The organism is Mesorhizobium sp. 131-2-1 (assembly GCF_016756535.1).
Classification (GTDB): domain Bacteria; phylum Pseudomonadota; class Alphaproteobacteria; order Rhizobiales; family Rhizobiaceae; genus Mesorhizobium.
On sequence record NZ_AP023247.1, the window covers coordinates 4,953,019 to 4,973,313 of the forward strand.

18 protein-coding genes are annotated in these 20,295 nt (G+C 65.4%); 3 read left to right on the forward strand and 15 right to left on the reverse strand.

The annotated features are described in order from the left end of the window. Nucleotides 1-148 precede the first annotated feature (148 nt). Nucleotides 149-1,105, reverse strand: coding sequence for an IS5 family transposase (locus JG743_RS24280; protein WP_202293282.1), 957 nt, complete (start codon nt 1,103-1,105; stop codon nt 149-151). Nucleotides 1,106-1,453: 348 nt separating this feature from the next. Here JG743_RS24280 and JG743_RS24285 point away from each other — a divergent pair, with 348 nt between their 5' ends. After that, complete coding sequence (locus JG743_RS24285; protein WP_202293284.1) at nt 1,454-3,775, forward strand: PAS domain-containing sensor histidine kinase; 2,322 nt, start codon at nt 1,454-1,456, stop codon at nt 3,773-3,775. 54 nt (nt 3,776-3,829) lie between these two features. Here JG743_RS24285 and JG743_RS24290 read toward each other — a convergent pair whose 3' ends face one another. From JG743_RS24290 to JG743_RS24350, 13 genes are all read right to left on the reverse strand, one after another. After that, entirely contained in the window at nt 3,830-4,309 is a 480-nt protein-coding gene (locus tag JG743_RS24290; protein WP_202293286.1) for a hypothetical protein, read from the reverse strand. A 142-nt stretch (nt 4,310-4,451) separates the two neighbouring features. Then, nucleotides 4,452-7,412 (reverse strand): bifunctional [glutamine synthetase] adenylyltransferase/[glutamine synthetase]-adenylyl-L-tyrosine phosphorylase, encoded by a 2,961-nt coding sequence (locus JG743_RS24295; protein ID WP_446720917.1) that lies wholly within the window; start codon nt 7,410-7,412, stop codon nt 4,452-4,454. 5 nt (nt 7,413-7,417) lie between these two features. Next, on the reverse strand, nt 7,418-8,893 hold the full coding sequence (locus JG743_RS24300; protein ID WP_202293290.1) for a sensor histidine kinase: 1,476 nt from the start codon (nt 8,891-8,893) through the stop codon (nt 7,418-7,420). Between the two features lie 8 nt (nt 8,894-8,901). Continuing rightward, nucleotides 8,902-9,576, reverse strand: coding sequence for a response regulator transcription factor (locus tag JG743_RS24305; protein ID WP_126055758.1), 675 nt, complete (start codon nt 9,574-9,576; stop codon nt 8,902-8,904). Between the two features lie 206 nt (nt 9,577-9,782). Further along, a complete protein-coding gene (locus JG743_RS24310; RefSeq protein ID WP_202293292.1) occupies nt 9,783-11,333 on the reverse strand; it encodes a Do family serine endopeptidase in 1,551 nt (516 codons plus the stop codon). 120 nt (nt 11,334-11,453) lie between these two features. Then, the gene (locus JG743_RS24315) at nt 11,454-11,915 is read right to left on the reverse strand and encodes a cytochrome c-type biogenesis protein (protein WP_202293294.1); all 462 of its coding nucleotides are present in this window, start codon (nt 11,913-11,915) and stop codon (nt 11,454-11,456) included. After that, the gene (locus JG743_RS24320) at nt 11,912-13,903 is read right to left on the reverse strand and encodes a heme lyase CcmF/NrfE family subunit (protein WP_202293296.1); all 1,992 of its coding nucleotides are present in this window, start codon (nt 13,901-13,903) and stop codon (nt 11,912-11,914) included. The genes JG743_RS24315 and JG743_RS24320 overlap by 4 nt, the downstream gene beginning before the upstream one ends. Further along, nucleotides 13,903-14,346: a cytochrome c maturation protein CcmE gene (ccmE, locus tag JG743_RS24325; protein WP_202293298.1), complete on the reverse strand. Its 444-nt coding sequence runs from the start codon at nt 14,344-14,346 to the stop codon at nt 13,903-13,905. The genes JG743_RS24320 and ccmE overlap by 1 nt, the downstream gene beginning before the upstream one ends. A 3-nt stretch (nt 14,347-14,349) precedes the next feature. Continuing rightward, nucleotides 14,350-15,483 carry a c-type cytochrome biogenesis protein CcmI gene (gene ccmI / locus JG743_RS24330; RefSeq protein ID WP_202293300.1) on the reverse strand — a complete coding sequence of 378 codons (1,134 nt, stop codon included), beginning with the start codon at nt 15,481-15,483 and terminating at the stop codon, nt 14,350-14,352. A 167-nt stretch (nt 15,484-15,650) separates the two neighbouring features. Continuing rightward, nucleotides 15,651-16,088, reverse strand: coding sequence for an RT0821/Lpp0805 family surface protein (locus tag JG743_RS24335; RefSeq protein WP_202293302.1), 438 nt, complete (start codon nt 16,086-16,088; stop codon nt 15,651-15,653). A gap of 175 nt (nt 16,089-16,263) precedes the next feature. Next, a complete protein-coding gene (locus tag JG743_RS24340) occupies nt 16,264-17,700 on the reverse strand; it encodes an ATP-binding protein (RefSeq protein WP_202293304.1) in 1,437 nt (478 codons plus the stop codon). Next, nucleotides 17,684-18,349, reverse strand: coding sequence for a response regulator transcription factor (locus tag JG743_RS24345; protein ID WP_126055766.1), 666 nt, complete (start codon nt 18,347-18,349; stop codon nt 17,684-17,686). Before JG743_RS24345 ends, JG743_RS24340 begins: the two co-directional genes overlap by 17 nt. Before the next feature lie 70 nt (nt 18,350-18,419). Next, nucleotides 18,420-18,719, reverse strand: a complete 300-nt coding sequence (locus tag JG743_RS24350) for a hypothetical protein (RefSeq protein ID WP_202293306.1) — start codon at nt 18,717-18,719, stop codon at nt 18,420-18,422. Between the two features lie 241 nt (nt 18,720-18,960). On the opposite strand from JG743_RS24350, the gene JG743_RS24355 reads away from it, so the two are divergent. Next, a complete protein-coding gene (locus tag JG743_RS24355; RefSeq protein ID WP_202293308.1) occupies nt 18,961-19,347 on the forward strand; it encodes an ester cyclase in 387 nt (128 codons plus the stop codon). A gap of 2 nt (nt 19,348-19,349) precedes the next feature. Here JG743_RS24355 and JG743_RS24360 read toward each other — a convergent pair whose 3' ends face one another. Beyond that, complete coding sequence (locus JG743_RS24360) at nt 19,350-19,757, reverse strand: DUF3168 domain-containing protein (RefSeq protein WP_202293310.1); 408 nt, start codon at nt 19,755-19,757, stop codon at nt 19,350-19,352. Between the two features lie 241 nt (nt 19,758-19,998). On the opposite strand from JG743_RS24360, the gene JG743_RS24365 reads away from it, so the two are divergent. After that, the gene (locus JG743_RS24365; RefSeq protein WP_202293312.1) at nt 19,999-20,214 is read left to right on the forward strand and encodes a hypothetical protein; all 216 of its coding nucleotides are present in this window, start codon (nt 19,999-20,001) and stop codon (nt 20,212-20,214) included. Nucleotides 20,215-20,295 lie beyond the last annotated feature (81 nt).

Consider the following 20,295-nt stretch of genomic DNA (forward strand, 5'->3'; position numbering starts at 1 on the left):
TTCTCCCCTTGTGGGCCTGTTGCGTAGTTATCGGGGAGAGGCTTGCGGAGCGATTTCGCCGTTGGCTTTCGCTTTGCTTCTGGGATTGGGCTTCTGGTTTGGGGTTTAAGGGTGGTGGTCCGGCCCTTTGGCCGGTCGCTAGGCGCACCTATCCCGTGATGGCGGCCCATCGGCGCATGTTGAAGGCGATCGCCGCCATCGTCACCTGACCAGCAGCCTTGGCCAGTCCGACATAACGGATCGTGGTCAGCCTCATGCGGTTTTTGAGCGTGGCGAAGGTGGTCTCCACCGCCGCTCGCCGTCTGGCGATCAGACGATTGTAATGCTTGAGCCGCGCCGGCAGCGCATGATGCTTGTTGGGGCGGCGCGCAATGCGCACCTTCTTGCCCTCAGCCTTGAGCCGGGCACGGCGGGCATGGGTGTCATAGGCGGCATCCGCCCACACCGTCTTCTCGTCGCCGCAGATCAAGCGATCGGCCGGCACTGTGTCGTTGACGTTGGCCGGTGTAGTGATCACCGTGCGGATCAGGCCCGATCCCTCATCCACCCCGACATGAGCCTTGTAGCCGAAGGTGAGGCCGCCCTTGCCCTTGCGTGCGGTTATGCGAGCGTCTGCGTCCTTCGACACCCGCTCCGGCGTCGGCGGCGCCGAGACGGCATCGATCAGCGTGGCATCCAGCATCGTGCCACGCTTCAGGATCACACCGGCTTTCTCCAGCTGTCGGTCCAGTTCGCCAAACAGCTTCTCCATCAACCCTTCGCCGACAAGCAGATTGCGAAAGCGTGACAGCACCGTGTGATCGGGGATGCTCTCCTCAAGACCAAGCCCGACAAAGCGGCGGAACGACAACCGGTCGCCCAGCGCTTCCTCCAGTTCGCGATCCGACAGCCCATAGAGCGATTGCAGCAGCAGCGCCTTGAACAGCACCAGCGGCGGCCAGGCCGCGCGTCCCGGCCCGCCATCGCGCAGCGCGACAAGCAGCTTCTCGAGGCGATACCACTTCACCAGACCAGACAGCCGATCGAGTGGCGAAGCGCCACCTGGAAGCTTGCTGCCAAGAAACGCCTCCGCCAAGCTCAACTGACCTGTCTGCTTCACCGCCATTGCGACTCTCCACGGCTTCCGCCCTCAGAGAATCACAACCAGCCAATTACGCAACAGGCCCCTTGTGGGAGAAGGTGGATCGGCGCGCAGCGCCGAGACGGTTGAGGGGTGGGTGACGGATCGCTACCATTGCCAAGCTGGAGCACCCCTCATCCGTCGCCTTCGGCGACACCTTCTCCCACAAGGGGAGAAGGAAAAGCGCGCAGTTTCGACGAATTTCAATCAACTTTTAATCTTTTTTGGCCGCGCCTCTGGACAAGGCGAATCACCTTTGATTCTTTACTGACGATTCGGGGCGTGCGGCGTAGCCGGATCATCAAGCATACGGAATTCGGGGAGTAGCCATTTATGGCCAAGGCGGACGCGTGGGGCGCGCCCGGAGGGAAGGCTTTTGAGCGTCGCAAGGCGCGGGGCGACGGGCTTGCCGGCAACACCCGGCTGATCGCCGAACCCGCCTACAGGCGGCTGCTGGCGGCCGAGCCGTGGCTGCGCCGCTCGATCCCTGCCCTCATCATCATCTTCCTGATCGTCATCGCGGCGCTGCGCGTCCTGTCGCTGATGAACGAGCGCGACGAGGTCGAGCGCGACGCCAAGGCTATCCTTTCGCTGGCGGTGGCCCAGATGGCGAGCGCGATCACCGCCGACCCGAACGCAGCCACCGTCAGCGCGTCGGACCTGATGGAGAGCACCGGCCGCCAGGGAGCCATGGGCCGCAGCCACGTGCTTGCCATCACCGACGGCAGTTTCAAGATCATCGCCGTGTCGCCGCTGTCGAGCGGCTGGCAGGGGCGCTCGCTGGACAGCCTGGTCCAGGGCGGCCAGCCGCTGTTCATGTTCGGCGAGCGGGCCGGCGTCATGGATATCAGCATCGACGGAAAGGACTGGTATGGGGCGGTGAGCCTGACCGGCGACCGCAAGAATGCCGCCGCCGTGCTGGTGCCGCAGGATGCCGTCTTCGACAGCTGGCGCAAGACCGTCTCGCTCAACGTCACCCTGTTCGTGCTGACGGCCGGGGTGCTGATCATCATCCTCTACGCCTATTTCGGCCAGGCGGCGCGCGCCCAGGCCGCCGACCGCATCTACCTCGAGGCGCATCAGCGCATCGACATGGCGCTGGTGCGCGGCCGCTGCGGCCTGTGGGACTGGGACATGGTGCGCGGCAAGATGTACTGGTCGCGCTCGATGTACGACATGCTGGGCTATGAGCCCTGCGACACGATGCTGTCCTTCGGCGAGGTCGACGAGATCATCCACCCGGAGGACGGCGACCTGTTCGAGCTCGCCAACCGCATTGTCGAACGCGAGATCGACCACATCGACCAGGTGTTCCGCATGCGGCATGCCGACGGGCAATGGGTGTGGATGCGCGCGAGAGCGCAGGTGATCGACCCGGAGGCGCCGGAAATCCAGCTGATCGGCATCGCCGTCGACGTCACCGAGCAGCGGCACCTGGCGCTGCGCTCGGAGGCGGCGGACCTGCGCTTGCGGACCGCGATCGAGAACATCAACGAATCCTTCGTGCTTTGGGACGCCGCCGAGCGGCTGATCATGTGCAATTCGAAGTTCCAGAAGGACAATGGCCTGTCGGACCGCGACGTGATGCCGGGCGCGGCGCGCGCCGTGCTCGAGGAGCGCATGCTGGCCTTCGCCTCGGAGCGCAGGCTGGCCAACGCCAATGGCCCACAGGGCGGCTCGACCTTCGAACGCCAGCTTGCCGACGGTCGCTGGCTGCAGGTCAACGAGCTGAGGACAAGGGACGGCGGCACCGTCTCGGTCGGCTCCGACATTACCCAGATCAAGCTGCACCAGGAAAAGCTGGTCGACAGCGAGCGGCGGCTGATGGCGACCATCCACGACCTCAGCCTGGCCCGCCGGGCGGAAGAAGAACGCGCCAAGGAGCTGGTCGAGCTCAACCGCAAATACATGAAGGAAACCGAGCGCGCCGAAGCGGCCAACCGGGCCAAGTCCGAATTCCTGGCCAACATGTCGCACGAGCTGCGCACGCCGCTCAATGCCATCATCGGCTTCTCCGAGCTGATGGAACAGGGCCTGTTCGGACCGCTCGGCTCGCCGCGCTACGAAGAATATGCCACCGACATCAACGGCAGCGGCAAATACCTGCTCGGCGTCATCAACGACATACTCGACATGTCGAAGATCGAGGCCGGCCAGTTCTCGATGGACCGCGAGGAGATCGACCTCTGCCCGCTGATCAAGGAGACGGTACGCGTCATCTCGCTGCAGGCGGCGGAGAAATCGATCACTGTGGAGACCCGCATCGCCGATTCGATGCGGCTTTTCGCCGATCGCCGCGCGATCAAGCAGATCGCCATCAACCTTCTCTCCAACGCGGTGAAGTTCACCGGCCAGGGCGGCCACATCTCGGTGCGGGCGCGCAGCGCTTCAGGAGCCCTGGTGCTGACCATCGAGGACAATGGCTGCGGCATCCCCAAGGCGGCGCTGAGCAAGCTCGGCCGGCCCTTCGAGCAGGTGCAAAACCAGTTCTCGAAGAACCATGCCGGCTCGGGCCTCGGTCTGGCCATCTCGCGCTCGCTGGCCGAGCTGCAGGGCGGCGCGCTGAAGATCCGCTCGACCGAAGGCGTCGGCACGATCGTGTCGGTGCGAATCCCCCTGAAGAAGGTGACGCCCACGGCGAAGGCCGCGGCCTGATTGAGACCTTTCGAGAGTCCGGCGGCTTAGCCGCCGGACTCAGGTCCACCAACCTCACTGCACGCCATCGTCACCGTCGCCACCACCCCACTGGCGAAGCTGCCCGGCGCGGGCGCCCTTTGGCAGTTCGCCTTGCTCGATCTTGCCGTCATTGTTCTTGTCCAGCAGGGCGAAGACCTTCTTCTGACGGCTGGTAATGTCGTCGGCGGTCAACGTGCCGTCGCCCCTGGTGTCGTAGCGGGCGATGATGCGCCTGGCCATGCGCTCGAAGCGCGCCTTTTCCAGTGCGTCAGCGAGCTGGGCGACGGTCAGCTTGCCGCCATTGTCGGCGACCAACTTCTTCAGCCGTGCATTCATGGCGTCGGAGAACTGGTCGAAGGTGATGGTGCCGTCCGAATCCTTCATCGCCTTGTTGAGGCGCATCATCATGCCTTCACGCATTTTGGCGCTGGCATTGTTTTCGGCATAGGCCGTGGTGCCGACGGCTCCAGCAAGTGCTGCGAAGGCAAGGGCAAGTGTGATTGACTTTCTCATGGTCTTCTCCTGTTGCATCGTCACCCCCGATGCCAGAGCGGCAACCTCTCAATCAGATTCAGGTCGCCACCCTATCTCCTTGTTCGAGCATCGGATTTCTCCGCATCGGCTCCGACGCTCCGCCTTGACGTTCATTCGCCCATCATGACTTTTTCGCACGCAGCAAAAGGTCGAAATCCTGCCTGACCTTTTGCGACGTCTCCTTGAGATATGCTTCGAGAACGGCGAAATCCGGCAGGTCAGTCACCGCCAGAAGCAAATCCGAAAGGCCCGGCGGAACGTCGTGCCGCTGGAACTCGCCGGTGAGGCAAAGCCTGATCATCTGGGTCAGCGCCAGATAGAGCGCATAGGCATCGCACAGGGCCTGCCTGACATCGGCGCCGGCCAAGTCGGGCGAAAGCCTCGCCAGGATGTCGGCGGTCGCGGTCGCCCTGCGGCCAGCCTCGACATGGCCGGTGAGCACCGCAACCTGAGCGATGAACTCGAGGTCGATCAGGCCGCCGGGGATCAGCTTGATGTCCCAGAGATCGCGCGGCGGCTTTTCCTTCTCGATCATGGCGCGCATCTCGGATGCCTCGGCCATCACCTTGGCGGCGTCGCGCGGCAGGGCCAAGATCGCGGCCACTTCCGTCTCGACCTCGGCGCACAGTGCCGCATCGCCGCCGATAGTGCGGGCCCTCGCCAGCGCCATGTGCTCCCAGGTCCACGCATCTTGGCGCTGGTACTTCTTGAAAGCGTCGACATGAGTGGCGACCGGGCCCTTGTTCCCCGAAGGACGGAGGCGCAGGTCGAGCTCATAGAGCACGCCTTCGGCCGTGGGGGCGGAGACGGCGGCGATCAGCCGCTGCGTCATGCGGGTATAGTAGTGCGAAGGCGCCAGCGGCTTCTCGCCGTCGGATTCCTCCGCATCCGCGTCGTGGTCGTAGAGCAGGATGAGGTCGACGTCGGAGCCCGCAGTGAGCTCGCGGCTGCCGAGTTTGCCCATGCCGAGCAACGCCACCCTCCCCCCTGCGATCCGGCCGTGGCGCTGTGCGAACTCGGCAATGACTGCTTGCAGAGCCGCATCGATGGTGAGGTCAGCGAGGTCGGAAAAGGCGCGGCCGGCACGGGTCGGATCGATCGAGCCGGCAAGCAGCCGGACACCGATCAGGAATTTCTGCTCCGAAGCAAAGATGCGCAAGCGGTCGAGCACGTCCTCATAGGCGCGGTCGCCTTCGATGAAGGCGGCAAGCCGTGCCGACAGATAGGCGCGGTTGGGCAGTTCGCTCAGCAGCGCCGGATCGAGCAGGCCGTCGAAGACATGCGGCCGGCGCGTGATGATGGCGGAGAGCCTGGGAGCGGCGCCCATGATCGTCGCCATCAATTTCAGCAGTGCCGGGTTGGACTGCAGCAGCGAAAACAGCTGGATGCCGGCGGGCAGGCCGGCAACGAACTCGTCGAAGCGCATCACCGCCTCGTCGGCGCGGCGCGTCTGGCCGAAGGCCTTGAGCAGCGCCGGCGTCAGCTCCGTCAGCCGCTCGCGCGCTTCCGCCGACTGGGTGACACGGTAGCGGCCGAAATGCCAGCCGCGGATGACGCGGCAGATGTCGCTCGGCCGCTGGAAGCCGAGGCGATGCAAGGTCTGCAGCGTGTCGGGATCGTCGACGTCGCCGGTGAAGACCAAATTGCCGACGCCAGCCGAGAGCTCCGGCGCGGTCTCGAACAGCGCCGCGTAATGACGCTCGACCTGCTGCAGCGAGGCCCGGAAGGCCTCGGCGAACTCCGCCTCTTCGGCAAAGCCGAGCATCAAGGCGATGCGCAGCAGCCCCTCATCGCTGTCGGGCAGGATATGCGTCTGCTCGTCCGCGACCATCTGGATGGCGTGCTCGACGCGGCGCAGGAACCAGTATTGCCGGGCGAGTGCATCACGCGCGTCGGCGGTGATCCAGCCGCGCGCGGCAAGCTGGCCGAGCATCGGCACCGTCTCACGGCCGCGCAGTTCCGCGAAGCGGCCGCCGGCGATCAGCTGCTGCGTCTGGACGAAGAACTCGATCTCGCGGATGCCGCCGCGGCCGAGCTTGACGTTGTGGCCCTTGACCGCGATCTCGCCATGGCCCTTGTGGGCATGGATCTGGCGCTTGATCGAATGAACGTCGGCGATCGCCGCATAGTCCATGTATTTGCGCCAGACATAGGGCTGCAACTCTTTAAGGAAGGCGGCGCCCGCAGCAAGGTCGCCGGCCACGGGGCGCGCCTTGATCATGGCGGCGCGTTCCCAGTTCTGGCCACGCCCCTCGTAGTAGTGAAGCGCCGCGTCGACTGGAATCGCCAGCGGCGTCGAGCCGGGATCGGGCCGCAGCCTCAGATCGGTTCGGAAGACATAGCCGTGCTCTGTGCGGTCCTGCAGGATCCGCACCAGCCGGCGGGTGAGGCGCGCGAACAGCTCCGTCGCGTCGAGCGGATCGACGATCGCCGGCGCGGCCGGGTCAAAAAAGACGACGAGGTCGATGTCGGAGGAGAAATTCAGCTCATGCGCGCCGAGCTTGCCCATGCCGAGCAGGATCCAGCCCGACTGGCGCGCCGGCTCTTCGGGATCCGGCAGCCTGAGCTTGCCCTGCCCGTGCGCGTCGCGCAGCAGGAAGTCGACGGCGGCGCGGGTGCAGGCGTCGGCGAGGTCGCTGAGGCGGCGCACCGTCAGCGATGTCTCGGCCTCGCCGGCGAGATCGGCGAGCGCGATCAGGAAGTGCGCCTCGGCCTTCAACAGCCTGAGATCCATCATAAGACCGGTTTCGGTGACCGCTTCGGCGCGCCCGGCAAGGCCGATCGCCTCGCCTATGGCGCGCAGCCTGGCCTCGATGGTCTGTTCGAACAGCGCGTCAAGAATGGCCGGCCGCCGGCGCGCCGTATCGCGCAGGAACGGCGACAGGTCGAAGATGGCGGCGAGCAGGTCCTGCTGCTGCCCCCTGCCGGAGAGGAATTCGACCAGCCTCGACAGATCTTCTTCCCCGGCCGCGGCGGCGACCTCCGACAACTCCCGCCTGGCACGCCCCTTGTCCAGGGGGAGAAGCGCCAGCTTCGGCCGCAACTGCAATTCGGTTTCCGCTGCCTTGCTGGCCATCTTCATCGCCATCAGTGGTCCTCCCGTGTGGGAAAACTCATGATAACGGACAATCCGGGATCGGCGGGCAGAAGATCAAGCCTGCCCTTGTGGAAAGTCATGATCGCCTTGGCGAGGCTGAGGCCCAGGCCCGACCCAGGCTGCGAGCGGCTCTTCTCCAGGCGTACGAAGCGCTCGGTCACCCTGGCGCGGTCGGCATCGTCGGGGATGCCCTGGCCATTGTCGGAGACTGAGAGCCGGATTTCGTGGCCGACCCGTTCCAGCGCCACACGCACCGTGGGCTGACCGCTCGAGTCGGCCGAATATTTGATCGCATTATCGACGATGTTGGACAGCGCCTGGCCGATCAATTCGCGGTTGCCGTCAACGGCAAAGGCCTGCGTCGCCGAGGTTTCGAGGATGACGCCAGCCTCTTCGGCCACCGGCTCGTAGAGCTCGACGACATCGCGGACGGCTGCCGCGAGATCGACCCGACTGGTGGTCTCCGAGGAATAGCCGGCCTCCAGCCTGGAGATCATCAGGATGGCGTTGAAGGTCTTTATCAGCTGATCGGACTCGGCGATCGTGCTTTCCAGCGCCTGGCGATAGTCGGGGGTCTTCTGGCGGCCAGCCAGCGTCGCCTCGGCGCGGTTGCGCAGCCTGGTCAGCGGCGTCTTCAGATCATGCGCGATGTTGTCGGAAACCTGCTTCAGCCCCTCGTTGAGCTTGGCGATCCTGGCCAGCATCGTGTTGAGATTCTCGGACAAGCGGTCGAATTCGTCTCCGGCGCCGGTTACCGGGAGCCGGCCGGACAGGTCGCCGCCCATGATGCGGCGGCTGGCCTCCGAGACGCTATCGATGCGCTTCAGCGCCGCCCGCCCGACAAAGAACCAGATCAGGAGGCCGCCAAGCCCCATCATGCCCAGCGCAAGCATCAGGGCGCGGCGGATGACGGCGCGGAAGCGCTCGGGCTCGCCGAGATCGCGTCCGACCAGCATGATCATCTGGTTGGGGAGCCTCAGCACCAGCGCGATCGCGTTGTGGCCCTTCTCGCCCTCGACCTGCATCTCGTTCTCGCCGGACGGGGGCGCGGCCTGGTCCGATGCCCCGCTGCGAAGCCGGTCGAGCTCGCCCTCGCCGAAGCGCTGATAGGAAAAAGGCTCGGTCGTCCAGCCCTCCGTCTCGATGACCCCCGGCTCCAGGCTCTGCACGTTGCCGGTCAGGATCTGACCGTTGGCGTCGGCGATGAGATAGAGGTTGGCCCCGGGCTGGCGGGAACGTGCCTCGACCACGCGGACCAGGACTGGCAGGCCGCCGCGCCGATAGGCACGATCCAGACCGGCCACTTCATCGTTGATGGTGTCCTGCGTCTGCGCGGTCAGCATGCGCGCCGACAGCGAGGTCATGTAGAAGACGAGCAGCACGGCGCACAGCGCGAAAAGCAGGAAATAGAGCGCCGAGAGCCGCGCTGCCGTCGTCCTCATGATGGCCGGCAGGGAAAGAGCCATGATCGGCCTTATCCGCCTTTGAGCATGTAGCCGGCACCGCGGACCGTATGCAGGATCGGCTTGTCGAAGCCTTTCTCGATCTTGCCGCGCAGCCGCGAGACGTGGACGTCGATGACATTGGTCTGCGGGTCGAAATGATAGTCCCAGACATTCTCGAGCAGCATGGTGCGGGTCACGACCTGGCCGGCATGGCGCATCAGATATTCGAGCAGGCGGAACTCGCGCGGCTGCAGCGTGATCTCGCGCGCGGCGCGCTTGACCGAATGCGAAAGCCGGTCGAGCTCGAGGTCGCCGACGCGGTAGACGGTTTCAGCTTCCCGCGCGCTGGCGCGGCGGTTCAGCACCTCGACGCGGGCGAGCAATTCGGAGAATGCGTAGGGCTTGGTCAGGTAATCGTCGCCGCCGGCGCGCAGGCCGGTGACGCGGTCGTCGACCTCGCCCAGCGCCGACAGGATCAGCACCGGCGTCGTGTTGCCCCTGGAGCGCAGGCCGGCGATGACCGACAGGCCGTCGCGGCGCGGCATCATGCGGTCGACGACCATGACGTCATAATCGCCGGCGTCGGCAAGCGCGAATCCGGTCTCGCCGTCGCCGGCGACATGGGCGGTATGCCCGGCTTCGGCAAAGGCCTTCTGCAGGTAATCGGCGGCCTCGCGATCGTCTTCTATGACGAGAATCTTCATAGAGCCGTTATACGCGATTTCGCTCTGAGGATGAGAGGCCGGCATGAGCGTCGGGGGCTTTATGGTTGGGAGCGGCAGCGGGCGATGGGAAGCCCGCTGCCGCCGGGGTCGGAACACGGTGACTGACTAACGTATTCGGGCCCCGTGCTTTCCCCCACGGCGGCTCGGGGGTGTTGAAACCGCCGCGTCGGGAAAAGTTACGAACGTCAGCCCTTGGCGACAGGCAGCGCGACGAAGCGGTTGGAGTCGTCGCGGGTGATCTGCATCAGCACCGCCTTGCGGCCGGCCTTGACGGCACCGGCCATCGCCTTGTCGACATCCGCCGTGCCGTTCACCTCCATCGCGTTGACCGAGGTGATGACATCGCCGGGCTGAATGCCGCGGTCGGCCGCATCGCTGTCGGGATCGACATCGGTCACCACCAGGCCCTTGCCGTTATCCGACTTGGTGACGGTGAGACCGAGATCGGCCAGCGTGTCAGCCTTCGGTGCCGCCGGCTGCTTGCTGTCATCGTTCGAGGCCTGCTTGTCGCTGGCGGGCAGCTTGCCGAGGTCGACCTTGATCGTCTCGCTCTTGCCGTCGCGCCACACGGTGACATCGACGGACTTGCCCGGCGCAAAGGCGCCGATCAGGCGGGCAAGCTCCTTCGGCGAGGCGACATCCTTGCCGTCGACCTGGGTGATGACGTCGCCGGCGGCGATGCCGGCCTTCTTGCCGGGACCGTCGTCCTGGGCGCTCGACACCAGCGCGCCTTTCTCGGACTTCAGCGCCAGCGACTCGGCGATGTCGGAGGTGACCGGCTGGATCTCGACGCCCAGCCAGCCGCGCTGGACGGAGCCGCTCTTCATCAGATCCTGCACCACTTCCTTGGCGGTCGAGGCCGGGATGTCGAAGGCGATGCCGACACTGCCGCCCGAGGGCGAGAAGATCGCGGTGTTGATGCCGACGACCTGGCCGTTGAGGTTGAAGGTCGGGCCACCGGAATTGCCGCGGTTCACCGAGGCGTCGATCTGCAGGAAGTCGTCATAGGGGCCGGCGCCGATGTCGCGGCCGCGGGCCGAGACGATACCGGCGGTGACGGTGCCGCCGAGGCCGAACGGGTTGCCGACAGCCACCACCCAGTCGCCGACTCGAACCTTGGAATCGTCGGCGAAGTCGACATAGGTGAACTTGCCGTCGCCTTCGACCTTGAGCACCGCGAGGTCGGTGCGCGGATCGGTGCCGATCAGCTTGGCGTCGAGCTCCTTGCCGTCGTTCATCACCACGGTGAAGGCGGAGCCCTCCTCGACGACATGGTTGTTGGTGACGAGGTAGCCGTCATCGGAGATGAAGAAGCCGGAGCCCTGAGCGACCGGCCGCGGCTGGCCATCGTTGTGGCCACGGTGATTGAAACGGCGCATGCCGAACTGGCCGCCCTGATCGCCGAAGCCGCGAAATTCCTTGAAGAAGCGGCGCAGCTGCGGATTGTCGGGCAGGTTGTTCATGCCGTCCTGGTCGTCGGACTGGTCGGAACCATCATCGGCCGCCGGCTCGATCTTGGCCTTGACCTTGACGCTGACGACCGCCGGCGAGACGCGCTCGACGACATCGGCGAAACTCGGCACCTGCGGCGCCTCGACACGCACTGCGTCGGCCAGAACGGGGGCGGTTCCGGTGGCGAGCATGCCAGCGCCGACAGCACCGACGACAGCCAGCGAAGCGACGGTCGCAGTCAGGCGCTTGCGGGTGCCGAAATATGAATTGGGGGCAATATTCATGGGTCTCGTATCCTCTTTTACAAGGGATGCGCTCAGGCGGAGCATCCTCGGGCAAGAGGAATAGAGAGGCGCACATTACGGCGCCATTTCCGGTACATGAAAGTTTTGTAATGTTGGCGCTCAGTCGCGCAGCATCTTGTCCAGCGCGGCCTGCTCCTCGGCTGTGAGCGTGCTTGCGGGAGCCGCACGGCGCGAGCGGGCGCCGAGCACGATGAACAGCCCGCCTGCCAGCAGAAGAACGACCGGCGTGCCCCACAAAAGCGCGTTGCGCATGCTGAAGCGCGGCTTCAAGAGCACGAACTCGCCGTAGCGAGAGACGATGTAGTCCATAACCTGCTGGTCGCTGTCGCCGGCGACCAGACGCTGGCGCACCAGGATGCGCAGGTCGCGGGCAAGGTCGGCGTCGGATTCGTCGATCGACTGGTTCTGGCAGACCATGCAGCGCAGGCCTTCGGAGAGCGCTCGCGCCCTCGCCTCCAGCGCCGGATCGGCGAGCACCTCGTCGGGCTTCACCGCGAAGGCGGTTCCTGCGAAGAGCAGACCCAGCAGCAATGCCAGCGAGGCAAGCGAAACCCTCGTCATGGCGCGCTCGCGGCAGGCGTGGCGCCGGCCGGCTTGCGGCGGCGCGACGGCGCGCCGACGCGCAGGCGGCGGTCCATCAGCGACATCGCCGCGCCCGCCATCATGACAAGGCCGCCGCCCCAGATCAGCGTCACCAGCGGCTTCCACCACAGCCTGACGACGACCGAGCCGTCATTGCCCTCGTCGCCGAGTGACAGATAGAGCTGGCTGAACCAACGCGTCCTGATGCCGGATTCGGTCGTCGTCATCTGTCGCACCGGATAGAAGCGCTTGGCCGAGCTGATCTCGCCTCTGGCGTTGCCGTCAGTGCCGATGACGAGGAAGCGGCCACGGTCCTCGCTGTAGTTCGGACCTTGCGCCGGATAGAGGCCCTCGAAGCGCAGCGTCTGGCCGGAGAGTTCGACCGTCTCGCCGGCGCGCATGGTGAGGATCTTCTCGGTGCCGAATGAGACCGTGCCGACGATGCCGAGCAGGGTCAGGCCGAGGCCGAGATGGGCGAGCGCGGTGCCGAACACCGAACGCGGCAGGCCAGCGAAGCGGCCGAGCGCAACCACCGGCGAAACATTACCGAGTCCGGACTTCACCGCGAGATCGGTGAGCGCGCCGCAAATCAGCCAGACGGCGAGGCCGACGCCAAGGGCGGCGAACACCGAGGCGCCGTCGATGAACAGCGCCGTCACCAGCACGGCGGCGAGCGCCACTGCAAAGGCCGTCATCAGGCGCTGCGCGACGGCGAAGACATCGCCGCGCTTCCAGGCAAGCAGCGGCCCGAACGGCACGATCGCCAGCAGCGGCAGCATCAGCGGGCCGAAGGTCAGGTCGAAGAACGGCGCGCCGACCGAGATCTTGCCGCCGGTCAGCGCTTCGAGCGCCAGCGGGTAGAGCGTGCCGACGAGCACGGTGGCGGTGGCGGTGGTGAGGAACAGGTTGTTGAGGACCAGGGCGCCCTCACGCGAGATCGGATGGAACAGGCCGCCGGCGGTCAACCTGGAGGCGCGCAGCGCGAACAGCGCCAGCGAACCACCGATGAACAGCGTCAGGATGCAGAGGATGAAGACGCCGCGCGCCGGATCGGTGGCGAAGGCGTGCACCGAGGTGAGCACACCGGAGCGCACCAGGAAGGTGCCGAGCAGCGACAGCGAGAAGGTGAGGATTGCTAGCAGCAGCGTCCAGATCTTCAGCGCCGAGCGCTTTTCCATGACGATCGCCGAATGGAGCAGCGCCGTGCCCGCCAGCCACGGCATGAAGGAGGCGTTCTCGACCGGATCCCAGAACCAGAAGCCGCCCCAGCCGAGCTCGTAGTAGGCCCAGTAGGAGCCCATGGAGATGCCGCCGGTGAGGAACATCCAGGCGACCAGCGTCCATGGCCGCACCCAGCGCGCCCAGGAGGCGTCGATGCGGCCTTCGATCAGGGCAGCGACCGAGAAGGAGAAGCAGATCGAGAAGCCGACATAGCCGAGGTAGAGCAGCGGCGGATGGATCGCCAAGCCGAGATCCTGCAGGATCGGATTGAGGTCGCGGCCCTCGATCGGTGCCGGGCTGAGCCGGATGAAGGGATTGGACGTCGCCAGGATGAACAGGAAGAAGGCGCAGCCGATCGTTCCCTGGACGGCGAGCACATTGGCCCTGAGCGTTGCCGGAAGGTTCGAGCCGAAAACGGCAACGAGAGCACCGAAGAAGGTCAGGATCAGCACCCAGAGCAGCATCGAGCCCTCATGGTTGCCCCAGGTTCCGGTGATCTTGTAGATCAGCGGCTGCAGCGAATGCGAATTCTCCCATACGCTCGCCACCGAGAAATCCGACCCCGCATAGGCGCTGGCCAGTGCCGTGAAAGAGAGCGCGGTGAGCGCGAAGCCGGTGACAGCCACGGGACCGGCGACCGCCATCATCTTCCGGTTTCCCACGCGCGCGCCATAGAGCGGCACCAGCATCTGCACCAGTGACAGCGCAAAGGCGAGGACGAGCGCGAAATGTCCGGTTTCGACCATTATTCGCTCTTGCTTTCTTGCCAGACGCCCTTGGCTTTCAGCCCATCGGCGACTTCCTTGGGCATATAGCGCTCGTCATGCTTGGCGAGCACGCTGTCGGCGATGAAGACGCCGTCCTGTCCGAAGCTGCCTTCGGTGATGACCCCCTGCTCTTCGCGGAACAGGTCGGGCAGGATGCCGGTATAGGTGACCTTGACCGATTTCTGCTTGTCGGTCACCGAGAACGCGACAGTCGTGCCCTCTCCGCGCACGATCGTGCCCTTCTCGACGAGCCCGCCCAGCCTGATGCGCTGGCCGGGCTGGACGCTTGCCGTCGCGAGATCGCCAGGCATGTAGAAATAGGAGGCCTTCTGGCCAAGCGCGTAAAAGGTGAGACCGGTGGCGGCGGCGAGGAACGCCAGCCCCGCCACGATCACCGACAGCCGCTTCTGCTTGCGCGTCATCGTCTACTCCGTCGCCGTCAGGCCGAGCGTGGCGGCAAAGGCGGTGAATTTCTTCGCTTCCTCACTGCCGGCGCCGAAAACGGCAACTGCGCGACCGAGCGCATCGCGCGCCTGGTCGGCCTTGCCCAGCACCGCATAGGAACGAATGAGCCGCATCCATCCTTCCACGTCGCGCGGGTTTTGTTTGAGCTTTTCATCGAGGCCGGCGACCATGGTCTCGATCATCGCCTGCCTGTCCTGCGGCGACATCTGCTGCGCGGCATCGACCGCTTGCGCGTCCGGGCCATTGGCGGGCGCGCCCCCTGCGAGGGATTTGCCCGCCGTGTCGGCCAGCGCCTGCTCGACCGCGCCGCGCCACGGAGAGTCCGGCGGCAGCGCACCGAGCATCTTTTGCCAGGCAGCCGTCGCCTCGCCGGCGCGGCCTTCCTGCGCGAGGCCCATCGCCAGGTAGAAGCTCGCCTTCGCATTGGCGGGGTCCTGCTTCAGCGCCGCCTCGAAGGCAGCTTGAGCTTCGGCCGAGACGATGCCGCCGGCAGCGTTGGCGATCGCTTCGCCCAGACCAGCCTGGCGCGCGGCGCTGTCGCCGTCGAGGCGGATGGCGTTGCGGTAGGCTCGCGCCGCGTCGGAATAGCGCTGCAGCCGCAGATAGACCGGCGCCAGCACGTCCCAGCCCCTGCCGTCGGACGGGTTGGCGGCAAGATGCGCCTCGGCGCGCGCCACCAGTTCGTCGACCGAGGAATCGGCGGGATTCTTGGCGAGCCGCTCGACCAGCAGCTGCGCGGGCAGATCAGGTGAGCCGAGCTTGATGTAGAGACCCCAGCTGACCAGCGGCACCGCCAGCACGGCGATCGTCGCGACCAGCCTGGTCGCCATGGAGGGTCGCCGGGCGACCGCGCCGGACTGTCCGGCGCCCAGGCGCAGGATGCGGCGGCTGATTTCGGCGCGCGCCTCCTCGGCCTCGGCCGGCTGGATCAGGCCGCGCGCCACGTCGCGGTCGAGTTCGGACAGCTGGTCGCGATAGACTTCAAGATCGTGATCGCCGGCGTTGGACTCGCCCTTGCCGGTGCCTGCCAACGGCAGCAGCACCGCCAGGCTGGCGCCCAGCGTGAGGATGGCGGCTATGACCCAGAACAGCATGGTACTTCCAATAACGGCAGAGCCCTGCCCTGCCAACACAGGCACACTGCGACGCTTTGGCGGCCAAGGCGCCACCTGTCATTGATCGACGTCAACCGGACAAGCTTCTAGCCGATTTCTTGTCGTTGTCCCAAAACCGCTTCGCACTTTTGGGCGACAAGCATAGATCAGGTCAGCGGCGTCCAGCTGCCGTCGCCGTTGCGGCAGGCGGTACCGCGCGCCGTGGCGCTGGTGGCGCCGGTGAAAACGGTGTGGGTGTATTGCCGGCAGTCCTGCGAGCCGACCCGGTAAGGCTGGGCGGCGACGACTTCGCCGGAATGGCCGGTGCTATCGCTCTTCCAGGTCACCTTCTGGCCGCTCGCCGTGTATTCGAGCGCCTTGTATTCGGCCTCCAGCGCCTTGCGCTTGTCGGTGTCGTCGAGGCCGGATCCGATCGATCCGCCGACAAGACCGCCGTTCATGGCCGAAATGATGGTGGTGGCCACCTTGCCGCCAGCCGGGGGCGTGGCGGCAAGCGACGGCTTCGTGTCGGGGCCACTTCGACCCAGCGTCGTGCAGCCGGAAACGGCCAGCAGTACGGAAACGAGCGCGACGCGAATCTTCATGCCAACAACCGGTTTTCTTGAGAAGGATGAGCTGGGGGCGGCGCCATCAGGAAATTCGGCGTGGCCATAGTGTTGATGTTTGTCGGAAATTTGGCCGCGGCCGGCGACCTTCGAAGCAATCGACCCGGCGCATACCATGCGACGCCTGTCGATGTCGACCGGGCCCGGCAAGGCATCACTGAAGGCTCCGCAATCGAACCACCGCCTTAAGCCCGCCCATGGCGGAGCGCTCCAGCGCCAGTGCACCGCCATATTCGTTGACGAGGTCGGCGACTATGGCGAGGCCGAGGCCAGTGCCCGGCTTCGTCTCGTCGAGCCGACGACCGCGCTTCAGTGCCTCGCGCGCCTTGTCCTCGGGAATGCCCGGGCCGTCATCCTCGATAGCGATCTCGAACATGTTGGCGCCGGCGCCGTCCTTGGCCGAAATCGGCGCCACCGAGACGGCGACGGCGCCTTTGGCCCATTTCAGGGCATTGTCGAGGAGGTTGCCCAAAAGCTCCTCCAGATCCTCGCGCTCGCCGCCGAAGATGATCTCGGCGGCCGGCAGCGACAGCGTGAGGCTGGTTTCGGGCTTGAGCTTCTGCAGCACGCGGACCATGCGCTGCACCAGCGGCGCCACCGGCGTGCGGTAGACGACGCTGTCGCGCTGGGCGGCGACGCGCGCCCGCTGCAGGTAGTGGTCGACCTGCTTCTGCATCGAGGCGGCCTGCTCGGCGATGAGCTGACCCTTGGCGCCGCCCAGCGCCCGGCCCTCGTTGAGGAGCACAGCGAGCGGCGTCTTCAGCGAATGGGCAAGGTTGCCGACCTGCGTGCGCGAGCGCTCGACGATGCGCTTGTTGTTCTCGATCAGCGCATTGGTCTCGTTGGCGAGCGGCTCGATCTCGGCCGGGAAGCGGCCGTCGAGCCGCTGCGCGGTGCCCTCGCGCACCATGGCCAGCGCGTTGCGCACCCGGCGCAAGGGCTGCAGGCCGATCAGGATGGCGATGGCGTTGATGGCGATCATGCCGACGCCGAACAGCGACAGATAGGTGAGCAGCCGGCGCTGGAAGCTGGCGATCTCCTGCTCCAGCTCGGTGTGGTTGCCCATGACGCGGAAGCGCGCGGCGCGGTTCTTGGCATCGAGCACGAATTCGCTCTCAAACACTTCGAGCTCCTCGCCCTCGATGCCTTCGGTCGCGTAGCTGCGCTGGAAGTTCGCGTTGAACGGAACCTCGGCGACGGGAGGCGACAGGACCGACGTCGTCATCGAGGAGGAATGGATCTCGCCATGGACGCCCTCGGAGGCCGGCTCCACCGACCAGTACCAGCCGGAGTTCGGCTCGGAAAAGCGCAGATCGCCAAGGTCCGGCGCGCCGGTGAGCGCCCCATTTTCGGAAATGCCGACCGAGCCGATCAGGTTGAACAGATGCGCCGACAGCAGGCTGTCGAAGCCGCGCTCGCTCGCCTGGCGGTACAGCGTGGTGATCAGGGTGAAGATGACGACCAGCGTCAGGATCGCCCAGATGGTCGAAAAAGCAATGACACGGAAAGCCAGCGAGCGCGGCCACAGCCGCGCCGAAAAAGGCTTCCTTGCGATTGTAGCGAGCGGTTCCGCCTTACGCCTCCGGCTCACGCATTCGGTAGCCCATGCCGCGCACGGTTTCGATCATGTCGATGCCCATCTTCTTGCGCAACCGGCCGACGAAGACCTCGATGGTGTTGGAATCGCGATCGAAATCCTGGTCGTAAAGATGCTCGACCAGTTCGGTGCGCGACACCACCTCGCCCATATGGTGCATGAGATAGGCAAGCAGGCGAAATTCGTGCGAGGTCAGCTTCAGCGGCACGCCGTCGACATCGGCCTTGGAGGCCTTGGTGTCGAGGCGCAGCGGCCCGCAGGTCAGTTCCGACGAGGCATGGCCGGCGGCGCGCCGGATCAGTGCCCTGACCCGCGCCAGCACTTCTTCGATGTGGAAGGGTTTGGTGACGTAGTCGTCGGCGCCGGCGTCGATGCCGGCCACCTTGTCGCTCCAGCGGTCGCGCGCGGTCAGGATCAGCACCGGCATCTTGCGGCCGCCGCGGCGCCAGCGCTCGACCACGCTGATGCCGTCCATCTGCGGCAGGCCGATGTCGAGGACGACGGCGTCGTAGGGCTCGGTGTCGCCGAGGAAATGCCCTTCCTCGCCGTCGAAGGCGCGGTCGACGACATAGCCGGCATCGATCAGCGCATCCGACACCTGCCGGTTGAGATCCTTGTCATCTTCGACGACGAGCACACGCATGCCGGAGTTCAAACCTCTTGACGTTCAGGGCAGATATACAGCGATTCCAACAGCTTGGGAAATTTCGATATCAATTCAGCGGAACGACGATCTCAGTGCGGCGCGGACGCTGCCCGTCCTTGCCGGGCACCAGCACGACGATAACGCAGACCGCCTGGCCGCCACGCGTGGCTTGCGAGGCCTTGGCCAGCGTGCCGCCATTCTGCGCCGCCACCTGCTGGCCGATCGCGTAACAGTCCGATGCGGCGACCACAAAGGGCTGCGTATCGTCAGGCGCGATGGCCGGAGCCGACATCGCCTGCGACGCGAAAAGACCGGCCGCAGCAAGCGCCAGTGTCGCGGTTCGGAAATGGGAGCGAAGCGTTTTCATGGTGAGCGTTGTAACGCATCGGTGCTGAACGTGAAATGAACGGTGAACGCTCGAAAAACCATGCCCGCAGACACCCCCTGAAATGCAATGCCGAACCGATTGCGATCTCGCCGTTCCCCCTCAGGCCCGACCCCGGACTAATAGCTGGAAAACCGCGGTCACGGCTAATTGTTTCGTGTGTGCAGAACTTTCGCGTTGCCCCGGGTAGGATGCGAAGACCCGATCAGGAGAGGAGCAGGCGATGCGACGTGGTGAACTTGCCGGGCTTTACCGCGGCTACATCGCCTGCCTCAACGCCCAGGACTGGGCCAATCTCGGCCAGTTCGTCGACGAGGAGGTGCGCTACAATGGCGAAACGATCGGACTGTCGGGCTATCGCCGCATGCTCGAAGGCGATTTCGAGGCCATTCCCGATCTCCGCTTCACCATCGGGCTCCTGGTCAGCCAGCCACCGCGCGTGGCTGCCCGCCTGCATTTCGATTGCAGGCCCAAGGGCACGCTGTTCGGGCTGAAGGTGAACGGCAAGCGGGTTCGCTTCGCCGAAAACGTCTTCTACGAATTCCGCGACGCGCGGATATGCGAGGTCTGGTCGGTCATCGACAAGGCCGAGATCGCTGCACAGCTCTAAAGTCAGGCATCTTGCCTCGTGATGGCGCGGAAGCGCAGCAGCCCATGATGCACCGCCAGGTCCTCGTCATAGCGGGCCTCGGCGAACTCCAGAGACAGGCGTGTTTGGCCGTGCGGACCGATGGACAGCGCCGCTCCGGCGAGACGCGCCTCGATGCGGTCCATGATGAGGCGGGTTTCGGTCTCGCCATGGGCTTTCGACCAGACATGCAGCGTGACAAGCTGGTCGGCGTCGTTGTCGGCGCCGGTGTCCAGATCGAAAGCGCTGGTATGACCGCACGTCACATAGGGGAAGGCAGCGTTACCGGTTGGCCGCTCAAGCAGGCCGGCGCCGCCCAGCAGCGCGGTCAGCTTCGTGTCGCTCTTCAAACGCTGGAACAAGGCCTGCAGCAAATCGTCGGGCGCCGTCATGGTCGTCTCCGCTCGCCTGTCATGACTTGACCAAACCTCTACGCCGTCGGCAGTTTCGCTTGCAGCGTAGCTACCTACAAGTACCTGCGCCAGATCACGAGGCCGTCAATGTAGCGGCCTTTCGCGCCAGGACACTTTTCAAGGATACCGACCAGCCAGTTAATTTACTTTGGCATGCGAGGCGTTTGAAAAACGGTGATATGAACGTGCCTCGTTTCTCTGGACATTCGAGGTCATTTTCGTGCGCGAGCCATCGCTGCTGCCTGTTTTTGGAAAGCTTGGGGTCAAGCCACCGGCCGTGATTGTGGCGGCGCCGATCACATCGAAAGTCATGCACAAGATGCCGAACCGCATACGGGAGGCTCTGTCCCAACACGGGGGCTTGGCCTTGAAGCTGTCCGTGCTGGTCTGGACTATCCTCGTCCTGGTGGCAGTGTTCTTCATATCGAAGGCTTGACGGCGGGGAACGCCAGACCGAAGAGATGCGCGACCAGCAGAACCGCCGCGACGTCGAGCGTCGAGCAAACGCGGACCGCAA